General features: G+C 32.9%; 10 protein-coding genes. 5 read left to right on the forward strand and 5 right to left on the reverse strand.

The genetic code is table 11. The features are described from left to right. Positions 1-4: 4 nt before the first annotated feature. On the reverse strand, positions 5-1,096 hold the full coding sequence (ychF, locus tag EU96_RS02535; protein ID WP_032527077.1) for a redox-regulated ATPase YchF: 1,092 nt from the start codon (positions 1,094-1,096) through the stop codon (positions 5-7). Between the two features lie 144 nt (positions 1,097-1,240). On the opposite strand from ychF, the gene EU96_RS02530 reads away from it, so the two are divergent. The 5 genes from EU96_RS02530 to EU96_RS02510 all read left to right on the forward strand — a co-directional run bounded on the left by EU96_RS02530 (position 1,241) and on the right by EU96_RS02510 (position 8,382). Further along, on the forward strand, positions 1,241-2,302 hold the full coding sequence (locus EU96_RS02530) for an efflux RND transporter periplasmic adaptor subunit (RefSeq protein WP_032527078.1): 1,062 nt from the start codon (positions 1,241-1,243) through the stop codon (positions 2,300-2,302). Further along, a complete protein-coding gene (gene polA / locus EU96_RS02525; RefSeq protein WP_032527079.1) occupies positions 2,299-5,229 on the forward strand; it encodes a DNA polymerase I in 2,931 nt (976 codons plus the stop codon). The genes EU96_RS02530 and polA overlap by 4 nt, the downstream gene beginning before the upstream one ends. Before the next feature lie 24 nt (positions 5,230-5,253). Continuing rightward, positions 5,254-6,723, forward strand: coding sequence for a cysteine--tRNA ligase (gene cysS, locus EU96_RS02520; RefSeq protein ID WP_032527080.1), 1,470 nt, complete (start codon positions 5,254-5,256; stop codon positions 6,721-6,723). An 82-nt stretch (positions 6,724-6,805) separates the two neighbouring features. Next, the gene (locus tag EU96_RS02515; protein WP_032527081.1) at positions 6,806-8,035 is read left to right on the forward strand and encodes a 1-deoxy-D-xylulose-5-phosphate reductoisomerase; all 1,230 of its coding nucleotides are present in this window, start codon (positions 6,806-6,808) and stop codon (positions 8,033-8,035) included. A 2-nt stretch (positions 8,036-8,037) separates the two neighbouring features. Then, entirely contained in the window at positions 8,038-8,382 is a 345-nt protein-coding gene (locus tag EU96_RS02510) for a (2Fe-2S) ferredoxin domain-containing protein (protein ID WP_032527082.1), read from the forward strand. Here EU96_RS02510 and EU96_RS02505 read toward each other — a convergent pair. From EU96_RS02505 to EU96_RS02490, 4 genes are read right to left on the reverse strand one after another with little or no spacing between them, the layout of a single operon-like run. Further along, on the reverse strand, positions 8,369-9,454 hold the full coding sequence (locus EU96_RS02505) for an alpha/beta fold hydrolase (RefSeq protein ID WP_032527083.1): 1,086 nt from the start codon (positions 9,452-9,454) through the stop codon (positions 8,369-8,371). The two genes, EU96_RS02510 and EU96_RS02505, sit on opposite strands and share 14 nt — an antisense overlap. After that, positions 9,435-10,874, reverse strand: coding sequence for an NAD(P)(+) transhydrogenase (Re/Si-specific) subunit beta (locus tag EU96_RS02500; RefSeq protein ID WP_032527084.1), 1,440 nt, complete (start codon positions 10,872-10,874; stop codon positions 9,435-9,437). Before EU96_RS02500 ends, EU96_RS02505 begins: the two co-directional genes overlap by 20 nt. A gap of 8 nt (positions 10,875-10,882) precedes the next feature. After that, positions 10,883-11,176 (reverse strand): NAD(P) transhydrogenase subunit alpha, encoded by a 294-nt coding sequence (locus tag EU96_RS02495; RefSeq protein WP_032527085.1) that lies wholly within the window; start codon positions 11,174-11,176, stop codon positions 10,883-10,885. Between the two features lie 12 nt (positions 11,177-11,188). Continuing rightward, positions 11,189-12,319 carry a Re/Si-specific NAD(P)(+) transhydrogenase subunit alpha gene (locus EU96_RS02490; protein WP_032527086.1) on the reverse strand — a complete coding sequence of 377 codons (1,131 nt, stop codon included), beginning with the start codon at positions 12,317-12,319 and terminating at the stop codon, positions 11,189-11,191. Between the last annotated feature and the right edge of the window lie 110 nt (positions 12,320-12,429).

Genomic DNA, 12,429 nt, shown 5'->3' on the forward strand with positions numbered 1-12,429 from the left:
TTTTCTAAACGTTGAATAAAAACTCCATTACATCTCCTTCATTAACAACATATTCCTTACCTTCACTTCTTAGTAAACCTTTAGTTTTTGCATTTGCAATTGAACCTGAATCTATTAAGTTTTGATATGAAATGGTTTGAGCTCTAATAAATCCTTTTTCAAAATCAGTATGAATTACTCCTGCTGCCTGTGGCGCAGTCATCCCATCTTTTATGGTCCATGCTTTTGTCTCCTTTTCTCCGGTTGTGAAATAAGTTTTTAAACCCAATAATTTATATGTTGATCTAATTAAAGAACTTAATCCCCCTTCTTCTACGCCTAAACCAATAAGGTAGTCTTTTTTATCTTCTGGTTCTAACTCTATTAATTCAGATTCGACTTGCGCCGATATTTTTATACATTCTGTATTTTCATTGCTTGCAAAACTCTGAACTTTTGATGAGAAATCATTACCTTCAGCTAAATCATTTTCATTCAAATTTGTTGCGTAAATAATTGGTTTAGCAGTAAGGAAGCCTAGTTGCTTAATTGTTAAATTTTCTTCTTCACTCAAAGATATTGATCTAACTGAAAGTCCTTTCTGTAGCTCTTCTTCAATTTTTTCTAGTAAATTATCTTCTTTTGCTGCCTCTTTACTAGTTCTAACCTGTTTTTTAATTCTTTCTCTTCTTTTTTGGAGTTGGGATAAATCAGCTAAATTCAATTCCAGATTAATTATCTCAATGTCATCCAAGGGATCTACCTTACCTGAAACATGAATTACATCACTATCTTCAAAGCACCTCACAACATGAACTATTGCATCAACCTCCCTAATATTTGATAAAAATTTATTTCCCAAACCCTCACCTTTGCTGGCTCCTTTTACTAGTCCTGCGATATCTACAAATTCAATTTTTGTTGGGATAATATTTTGGCTAGAACTTAAATCACCTAACTCTTGTAACCTTTGATCTGGGACGGAAACTATACCTTTATTAGGTTCTATAGTACAAAAGGGAAAATTAGCCGCTTGAGCTTTAGCATTTTCGACAAGTGCATTAAATAAAGTTGATTTTCCAACATTTGGTAATCCAATAATACCGGCTTTTAACATTTGAAAAAATTTATGGAAAAATTATTCAGAAAACATCTTCTAGTAATATAGTATTTACTTAACCAATCTTGGATAAGTTAATTATAATCGACTTGATTATTTATTTAGTTCCCAAATATTCTCAATTACTGTTTTTCAAAAGAAATGCTTGATTTAATAAAAAAAAATATAAATCTAAGGAGTGGAATTATATTACTTTCTTTAACTATATTTTTCGTTTTCATAACCAATTCCTTCAAGAAAAATAAATCAAAAGACATTTCTGATTTTGTAGTTCAAGTTAAAAAAGGAATCCTCTCAGATTCAATTAATACAAGTGGTGAAGTAAAAGCAATCAGGACAAGCAATATTGGACCTCGGAAGCAAGGTGTAATAAAAGAAATCAAAGTAGATGAGGGCGATCTTGTAAAAAAAGATCAGGTTTTAGCTTCACTTGATGATGAAGACTTTATCTATAAAATTGAAGAACTTGAATTAAATGTAGAAAAACAAAAATCTGAATTTTTAAGAAGAGAATATTTATATCAAGAAGGTGCAGTAAGCAAAGAAGATTACGAAAGTTATAAAAACAACTACAACATTAGTAGCGCCAAGCTTAATGATGCAAAAGCTGAAAAAAATTTCTATCTCATTAAAGCTCCTTATGGAGGAAAGATAACTGCAAAATATGCGGAGATAGGATCTTATGTCACACCAAGTACAAACTTAAGTTCAGACCCTAAAACCAAAAACTTTATTTTTGAACTATCAGAGGGTCTAGAAATTGTTGCAAAAGTTCCTGAGAGTGACATTGGCAGAATAAAAACAGGTCAAGAAGCCTCAGTAAGAATTGAGGCTTATCCCTCAAAAAAATATAGTGCCATAGTTAAAAAAATAGCTACAAGAGCTGTAAAAGATAATAATGTAACCTCATTCGAAGTAACTTTAAATTTTAAAGATATTTTTGAAGAAATTAAAATTGGAATGACTGCAGATCTTGAATTTAGAGTCGAAGGTAATGAAGAAAAAATCCTAGTGCCAACAGTTTCTATTGTCACAGAAAAAGGTGAAAAAGGAATTTTGAAAGTTGATAAAAACAATTCTCCCAAATTTGAAAAAATCGAAATTGGTATTAGTAGTGGAAATAAAACTTCAGTCATTGATGGCTTAGAACCTGGAGAGCAAATCTTTATTGATATTCCACCTTGGGCTAAGAAGAGAAAATGAGTTTAAAATCTGAAAACTCTAAAAAACCAATTTTACTTTTAGTCGATGGCCACTCACTTGCTTTTAGAAGCTTCTATGCATTTAGCAAAGGGATTGATGGAGGTTTAACCACTAAAGAGGGATTTCCAACAAGTGTCACTTATGGATTTCTAAAAAGTCTTCTGGATAATTGCAAAAATATTAGTCCTGAGGGTGTTTGTATTACGTTTGATACCGAAAAACCAACTTTCAGACATGAATTAGATCCGAATTATAAGGCCAATAGAGATGTGGCGCCAGATGTTTTTTTTCAGGATATTGAACAACTAGAAATCATTTTAGAAGAAAGCCTTAATTTACCAATTTTTAAATCTCCAGGATACGAAGCAGATGATCTACTAGGAACAATTGCAAATGATGCTTCTTCTAAAGGATGGTGCGTGAATATTCTTTCTGGAGATAGGGACTTATTTCAATTAGTAGATGATCAAAAAGATATTTATGTACTTTATATGGGTGGTGGTCCATATGCAAAAAGTGGTAATCCAACCCTTATTAATGAAAATGGAGTAAAAGAAAAATTAGGTGTTGCGCCAGAAAGAGTAGTAGATCTTAAAGCCCTAACTGGTGATAGTTCTGATAATATTCCGGGTATTAAAGGAGTAGGTCCAAAAACTGCAATTAATCTACTAAAAGAGAACGACACTCTTGATGGAATCTATCAGGCTTTGGACAAGATTCAGCAGAACAACGATAAGAAATATAAAGGATTCATCAAAGGTTCGGTTATAGAAAAGCTCAGAAACGATAAGCATAATGCTTTTCTTTCCAGGGATTTAGCAAAAATAAATACTGAAGTGCCTTTGATATTAAGTGATGGTTATGAATTAAAAAATATAAATCAAGAACTTCTCTCAGAGTCACTGCAAAAACTAGAATTATCAACACTACTTCGGCAAATTGATATTTTCAATTCAACTTTTAGTAAAGGTGGTTTTGACAAAAATAACGTGGCGCAAGAGAAGGAGAAAGATCCAAAGGCCTCTAGTAAAAGTGAATTAGAAAATAGTGAAAATAAAATCCCTAAAATCAAAGTAACTGTTGTAAATGATTTTGAATTACTTGATAAATTAATTCAAAGATTAGAAAAGACCAATGAGATAGTTTCTTTAGATACAGAGACTAATAGTTTAAATCCAATCGATGCGGAACTTGTTGGGATAGGACTATGTCTTGGAGAAGAAACTGATGATTTATTTTATGTACCTCTTGGTCATCAAACAAAAAAAGAGACCCCCAATCAATTATCGATTGAAGATGTTTTCTCAAAACTAAGAACTTGGATAGAAGATCCAAAAAAAGAAAAGGCACTCCAAAATTCTAAATTTGACAGGCAAATATTTTTTAATCACGGACTTGATCTTAAAGGCGTAACCTTTGACACGTTGTTAGCAGACTATCTTCTAAATAATCAGGAGAAGCATGGGTTGAGTGAAATTAGTTTTAGATTATTTGGATTTAAGCCTCCTTCATTTAAGGAAACAGTTGGGAAAAATAAAGACTTTTCATTTGTTGATATTAATGAAGCTAGTATTTACTGTGGTTATGATGTATTTCTAACTTTTAAGATTGTCAAAATTTTTAAAGAAAAATTTTCAACAGAAAAAAATGAATTAATCAAATTATTCGAAGAAATCGAGCTGCCCTTAGAACCGGTATTGTCTCAAATGGAAATGAATGGAATAACCATCGACATCCCTTATTTAGATAAACTCTCAAAAGAACTAAAAAGTACCTTAGAAGATATTGAAAGTAAAGTTTATGAATTAGCAGAGGAGACTTTTAATCTATCTTCACCAAAACAACTTGGTGAGATCTTGTTTGAAAAATTAAATTTGGATAAGAAAAAATCACGGAAAACGAAAACAGGATGGAGTACAGATGCAGTAGTTCTTGAAAGATTAGTCGACGAACATGAAATAATCCAATATTTAATAAAACACAGAACTCTTAGCAAATTACTTAGCACCTATATTGATGCTATTCCAAATCTTATAAACGAAAAGACAGGAAGAGTTCATACAAACTTTAATCAAGCTGCTACAGCGACTGGGAGACTAAGTAGTAGCAATCCTAATCTTCAAAATATCCCTGTTAGGACTGAATTTAGTAGGAGAATCAGAAAAGCATTCTTGCCTGAAAAAAATTGGAAACTTTTATCAGCTGATTATTCTCAGATCGAATTAAGAATACTTGCTCACTTAGCGGATGAAGAAATACTAATTAACGCGTTTCATAAAAATAATGACATCCATTCTTTGACTGCAAGATTAATTTTCGAGAAAGAAGAAATATCATCCGACGAAAGGAGAGTTGGAAAAACAATAAATTTTGGAGTTATCTATGGTATGGGGATAAAAAAGTTTGCCCGTTCAACAGGAGTAAGTACTGCAGAGGCAAAAGAATTCCTAATAAAATACAAAGAAAGATATTCAAAAATTTTCAAATTTCTTGAACTCCAAGAAAGGCTTGCCTTATCAAAAGGTTATGTTAAAACAATTTTTGGTCGAAAAAGAGAATTTAAGTTTGATAAAAATGGACTCGGAAGATTAATAGGGAAAGATCCTTACGAAATTGACCTGCAATCTGCAAGAAGGGCTGGCATGGAAGCACAGTCATTAAGAGCCGCAGCTAATGCACCAATTCAGGGTTCAAGTGCAGACATTATTAAAATTGCAATGGTTAAACTAAATAAGAAATTCATAGAAATGAATGTTCCCGCAAAAATGCTTTTACAAGTACATGATGAATTATTGTTTGAAGTTGAACCAGATTCTTTGGAATTTACTACGAAATTAGTAAAAAAGACTATGGAAGATTGTGTAAAATTAAATGTGCCTCTTTTAGTTGATATTGGTATTGGAGACAATTGGATGGAGACAAAATAAACCTTATGAAATACTTAATTTAAAATGATCAAACTTTTTAATACTTTAAGCAAGAGAGTTGAGGTTTTTAAGCCTATTGATGATGTGGTAAAAATTTATTGTTGTGGAGTAACTGTTTATGATTTATGTCATCTTGGTCATGCCAGAAGTTATATAGCTTGGGATGTATTGAGAAGATTTTTAATTTACAGTAATTTCAAAGTGAAGTATGTTCAAAATTTTACAGATATTGATGACAAGATCTTAAAAAGAGCTAAAGAAGAAAGCAGTTCAATGAAGGAAGTATCTGAAAAAAATATTATTGAATTTCATAAAGATATGGATTCTTTAGGAATAATGCGTCCGGATAGTATGCCAAGAGCAACGAATCATATATGCAATATCTGCTCCTTCATAACAATCCTTGAGGACAAAGGTTATGCATACTCTAGTGATGGAGATGTTTATTATTCTGTTTTTAAAAATAAAAATTATGGAAAGCTAAGTAATCAAAATATACAAGAACAAAATATCAATCAGCAAGGAAGAATGGCTAATGATGAAAATAGTAAAAAACTTAATCCGCAAGATTTTGCACTATGGAAAAAAGCCAAAGATGATGAACCATTTTTTGATTCGCCATGGGGTAAAGGTAGGCCAGGATGGCATATTGAATGTTCGGCGATGGTTAAAGATGAATTAGGAGATACTATTGATATCCATTTAGGTGGTTCTGATTTGATTTTTCCACATCATGAGAATGAAATCGCCCAATCAGAAGCAGCCAATGGCAAAAAGCTAGCGAACTATTGGTTACACAATGGGATGGTCAATGTAAATGGACAAAAGATGAGTAAATCCCTGAAAAATTTTAAAACTATCAGAGAGCTAATTAAGTCAGGTATAAGCCCTATGACTTTGCGATATTTTGTTATGACTGTGAATTATAGAAAACCACTTGATTTTACTGAAGAAGCTTTAAGGAGTGCTTTAGAAGCTTGGAGAAACATAAATGTAGCCCTTTCTTTTATGGACCTTACAAAAGGTGCTTTTAGATCTATTGATAAAAATGAATCTATCGAAGAAGAATATAAAGAGAAAATAAGCTTTGAATTATCTCAAAAAAAACTTAAATTTTCAGAGGCTCTTGGAAATGACCTTAATACAGCAGGTGCTATTGCAATTATTTACGATTTAGCAAAACCATTAAAAAACTTTTTAAACCAATTTCAAAGGGTCGAAGGTTTTAAAATAGACCTAAATGAAAAATTCTTTCTACTTGAGAATTTTAAAACTCTTGAAAAGTTGACTGAGGTACTTGGTCTTAAAAAAGAGGTTTTAGTAAAAAAAAGTAAAATAACAGAAGAAGAAATATCAACACTTATTAATGAAAGATTGAAAGCAAAAAAGGAAAAGAATTATACTAAGGCCGATGAAATTAGGAATTTGTTAAAAGAAAAAGGTATTGAACTTATTGATCAATCAAAGGAAATAACAACATGGATAAGAGTCTAAATTTTAAGAAAAAAACCAATTTGAAATTTTTGTTTTTTAAATACACCTTTAAATGGGAAGATATTAGAAATATCAGAGAAAATTGAAATACATTACTGTGCTCGGTTCTACTGGTTCAATTGGGACTCAAACTCTCGAAATAGCTAGTGAGCAGCCTGATAAGTTTAAAGCCGTAGCTCTTTCGGCAGGAAGAAATATTAATTTATTAACCGAACAAGTTAAAGCACATAACCCAGAAGTAGTTGCGATTGAGGATGAAAATCTTGTAGAAAATTTAAAAGAAAATATTAATAACTTAGATTTGGATAATGCTCCCTTGATTTTGAGTGGAAAGGAGGGGATTAACGCAGTTGCAGCATGGGATAAGGCAGATACTGTGGTTACAGGGATAGTAGGCTGTGCAGGCTTAATTCCAACAATGTCAGCAATTAATGCGGGAAAAAATATTGCACTTGCTAATAAAGAAACTTTAATTGCAGCAGGGCCAATTGTTATTCCTGCATTAAAGAAAAATAATAGTAGGCTTTTACCTGCTGATTCAGAACACTCTGCTATCTTCCAATGTTTACAAGGATTACCCAATTATGAAAATGCAGATTTTTCAACAGGAGAAATACCTAAAGGTTTAAAAGCCATACATTTAACAGCTTCTGGTGGTGCTTTCAGAGATTGGGCCGTTGAGGATTTAAAGCACGTCACAGTGGAAGATGCAACTTCACATCCTAATTGGGATATGGGAAAAAAAATAACTGTAGATTCTGCAACTCTTATGAATAAAGGATTAGAAGTTATAGAAGCTCATTATTTATTTGGGACCTCTTACGAAAATATAGAAATAGTTATCCACCCTCAAAGTATTATTCATTCAATGATTGAGATGGAAGATTCTTCAGTATTAGCTCAATTAGGTTGGCCAGATATGAAACTACCTATTTTATATGCGATGAGTTGGCCTGAAAGATTCAAAACAAATTGGAAAAGATTAAACCTAAGTGAAATTGGAAAATTAACTTTTAAAGAGCCAGACGAGTTTAAATATCCATGCATGGGACTTGCCTATGCCGCAGGAAAATCTTCTGGGACTATGCCTGCAGTCTTAAATGCTGCTAATGAAATGGCTGTTGAACAATTCCTTAAAGAAAAAATTTCTTTTCAAGAAATTCCAACATTTATAAGTAAAGCTTGTGAATCACATATGGAGAATTTGAATTTGAGTCCCGAATTGGAGGATATTCTTGAAGTAGACAATTGGGCCAGACTTTTTGTTGAGCAAGAAATTAAAAAAGGGAAAAAATACGTAAGTATTGGATAAAAGTGAATATTAAAAAGCATCTTCTACTATGCGCAACACCCACAAAACAGAAATGCTTTAAAGGCAATGAAGGTCAAAAAACATGGGAATGTTTGAAAAAGACTTTAAAAAAATTTGAGAATGATCCCTCTACAAAAAACGTTCATATATTAAGATCAAAAGCTGACTGTTTAAGGATATGTAAGAACGGCCCAATTCTTCTTGTTTGGCCAGATGGTATTTGGTACGAGAAAGTTTCTCCGGAAAAAATTTCAGAAATTTTTACCTCACATATTATTAACGACAAGCCAATAGAAAAATGGATTTTTAAAAAAACACCATTTTTAAATAGTCCTAGATACTTATAAACCAGTTCTTTACGACTTCGTCTGACCAGCAGCCATTAATCGAGTGAAAACCATTATGACCTCCTTTTTCAGTTATAAGAATAGTAAATTTATCAATAAGTTCTTTTCTTAAATTCAAAGTATCCTTATATGGAACCCAAGGATCATCCTTGGCATGAATAAAAAGCATTTTAGGTAATTTTTTTATTGAGTTTTGGACTCTAAATATTGGAGAAGCTTTAATATAATAATCTTCTAAAGAATTAAATCCCCAACTAGGAGCTGTAAATTTCTGATCAAATTCCCTTATACTTTTTAAACTTCTAATTTTTTTTCTTAATTTTTCGTTATTAAGAAGTTTTCCTTCATCATTAAATCCCTCCCATAACTGATTTTTTAAGCGGTGAAGTAACCATTTTTGGTAGATATAATTTCTAGATTTTTCAATACAGAGACTACATGATGATAAATCTAAAGGGCTACTCACGCAGGCCAGGCCATCTAAAAGTTTTTCTCCTTTGTTTTCATCGTAATCTAAGCAGGCATTTAAAAGAATTGTTCCCCCTAAAGATAATCCAACTCCGTAAATTGGAAGATTATTCATCTTAATGAGATCTTTAAACTCTAAATTAATTAATTTTTTAAAATATTTAATTGCTGAAATAACATCACTGGAGCATCTGGCACAATAATTTCCCTTAGCCAAATATCTCGCAGACCCAGATCCTCTTAGATTTAATTTAAGAACACAGTAACCATTTTTTGCTAATTTCCTAGAGATTCTTCTTAACCCAAAGCGTTTAGTTGAGCCACCTAATCCATGTGTAACGATAACAAAACCTCTTAGAGAATTTAAGTCTTCAGGTAATTCTAAAAATCCCAGAAGATAATCACTTTCAAATTTGTCAAAACGAATTTTATTAATCGGAAAGAATATTTTTTTATTTTTTTTTGATTTACCAAAATCAATAACAAAAGTATCTCTTAAAGTTTGTAAGTCACCACCTATCCAAGGTAAGACTTCTCGAAATGGCTTATTTTTCAAGTACTCTGAAAAACCAGAAGATACACTATTATTTCTCCCCAACTCCAAGATCCTTTAATTCTCCAATTAGATCATTTAATACTTTCTTTGCATCACCAAAGACCATAGAAGTATTTGGTAGATCAAATAAATCATTTTTTATTCCGGAGTAACCTGCACTCATACCTCGTTTAATTACAAATACCGTTCTTGCTTCCTGCACATCAAGAACTGGCATGCCATATAAAGGAGATGAACTATCATTTTTAGCCTGAGGATTAACTACATCATTTGCTCCTAAAACTAAAACAACATCCGTTGCTGGAAAATCAGGATTTACAACATCCATCTCTTTAAGTTGTTCATAAGGAACATCTGCTTCTGCTAAAAGTACATTCATATGTCCAGGCATCCTCCCTGCTACAGGATGTATTGCATAGACAACTTCAATACCATTTTGTTCTAGTTTTTTTGTAACTTCCCTTAAAGTATGTTGAGCTTGAGCTACTGCGAGACCATAACCAGGAACAATTATTACCTTGTTTGCGGCCTCTAAAGTCAATGCACATTCTTCAACACTGCAAGAAGTTATATTTGTATACTCTCCTGATCCAGCAGATACTGTACTTTGCGCAGATAAAGATCCTCCAAAAAGGACTGAGACCAATGATCTATTCATGCCCTTACACATTACTTGAGTAAGTATTAGTCCTGCAGCTCCAACCATTGCGCCTGCTACTATCAATAGCTGACTATCTACAACGAAACCTGCTGCTGCTGCTGCAATCCCTGAATAGCTATTTAATAAAGATATAACAACTGGCATATCTGCTCCACCAATTGGCAAAGTAACTCCGATTCCTAATAAAGAAGAAACTATAACTAAAAGCCAAATAGAACTTGTATTCCCGTTTATCAAATCAAAAAAGGCTATCAAGGAAGCAACTGCAAAAACAATGTTTACAAAATGTCTAAATTTGCTCTGAGTCCATCCTGGAGTTGACAACCAACCCTGCAACTTTGCCATTGCCACAATCGAACCAGTGAAAGTTATGGCACCTACAAATATAGAAACAGATATAGAAACTTCGTTAATCAGTGACTTGAAAAAATCAAGATTTTCTAAACTATTAGAAATTGGAAAAATAGCTACCCCTAGTGCCACTAAAAGTGATGACATACCACCACAACCATTAAACAATGCAACTGTTTCGGGCATGGAGGTCATCGGTACTTTTTTTGCAAGTATTGCTCCGAACAAACTACCTATGCTTGATCCAATTATGATCCAAATCCAAGACTGAATAGCAATTCCAGAAGTACCCAAATAATAAGATAATAATCCTATTACTGATAACGACATTGCAAATGCAGCTAATCTATTGGCATCTCTTGCTGATTTTACTTTTGACAATCCTTTTATTCCCAAAGCCAACAAAAGTACAGCTAGTAGGTCAATAACGAATTTAATGATTACAGGTAGATTCATACTAATAATTACTTCCTATTTGAGGGTTTACGACTAAACATTGCGAGCATTCGATCAGTCACGAAGAAACCACCTACAACATTGAAAAGAGCGAATCCAAGAGAAACTGAACCAATAATTAAAAGCGGTACGTTACCATCTGCTTTTACAATTAAAGTTAATGCTGCCAGCATTGTAATTCCTGAGATTGCATTTGCTCCACTCATTAAAGGAGTGTGAAGCGTTGGAGGAACTTTTCCTATCAACTCCAGACCCAACAAACTACCAAGTAAAAGGACCCAAAGAAGACTGATAAAAGACATAATTTTAAAACCTCAATTTTCAAAAACTTTATTTTGAAGGACAACTCCTTCATCACTTAATAGACATCCAGAAATAATTTCATCCTCTTTATCTAATTTAATTAGACCATCTTTTATAAATGGTGTAATCAAAGATGTTAAGTTCTTAGCATAAAGTGAACTCGCATCGTAAGGAACTGATGATGGTAATTCACCAGCACCTATAAGCTTTACACCATCTTTAATAATGGTTTCATTTGATTTTGTTCCTTCACAGTTACCTCCTTGGGAAACTGCCAAATCAATCACTACTGCCCCAGGCCTCATTTTTTCAATCATTAGAGAGTCTATTAAAACAGGAGCCTTTTTGCCTAGAACTTGGGCAGTACAAATAGCAACATCAGCTTCAGATAAATATTTAGTTAAAGTAGCCTTCTGTTTTGAGAGAAATTCAGGAGTAACGGCCTTTGCATAACCACCTGCCTCGCCTGGTTTCTCGTCAACTTCAGGAAGTTCTATAAATCTTGCCCCAAGGGACTCTACTTGTTCTTTAACAGCGGGTCTTATATCGGATACAAAAACTATTGCACCAAGTCTTTTTGCTGTAGCAACTGCCTGCAATCCTGCGACTCCTCCACCTAGAACAACAACTTTGGCAGGTTGGACGGTGCCTGCTGCAGTCATAAGCATGGGGAAATATCTATCTAATTCACTTGCAGCTAAAAGAACTGCTTTGTATCCAGCTATATTGGCCTGTGAAGAGAGAACATCAGAAGATTGAGCCCTACTAATTCTCGGAAGCAACTCTAGTGATAAAGCTGAAACCTTATTACTATTTATTATCCTAAGAAGTTCTTTATTACCATATGGGTTAAGAAGACCAATAAGAATAGCACCTTTCTTTAATTTAGTTAAATTATCTTCAGATGGAGTTTGGACACAAAATACTAAGTCAGCTTCACCCCAAATGTTTTGATCTAATTCCCTGATTATTGTGCCGCCCGACTTTTCATATAATAGGTCACTAAATCCTGATAATTTTCCTGCTGAACTTTCAATATAAACATCACATCCAAGGCTTTTTAATTTCTTTACTGCTTCTGGCGTCGCTGAAACTCTCCTTTCACCAGAGCTTGTTTCGGAAGGAATAAGTATCTTTGTCAATTTATTTATTTTTTTAACATAATAAATATAAATTGAAGAAAGTCAAAAGTCTTGGATTTTTGTTAATAATATATTTTCTTTTTTACAAAAAATAGCTATCTAGAATATAG

The organism is Prochlorococcus marinus str. MIT 9302, from assembly GCF_000759975.1.
Lineage (GTDB): Bacteria > Cyanobacteriota > Cyanobacteriia > PCC-6307 > Cyanobiaceae > Prochlorococcus_A > Prochlorococcus_A marinus_M.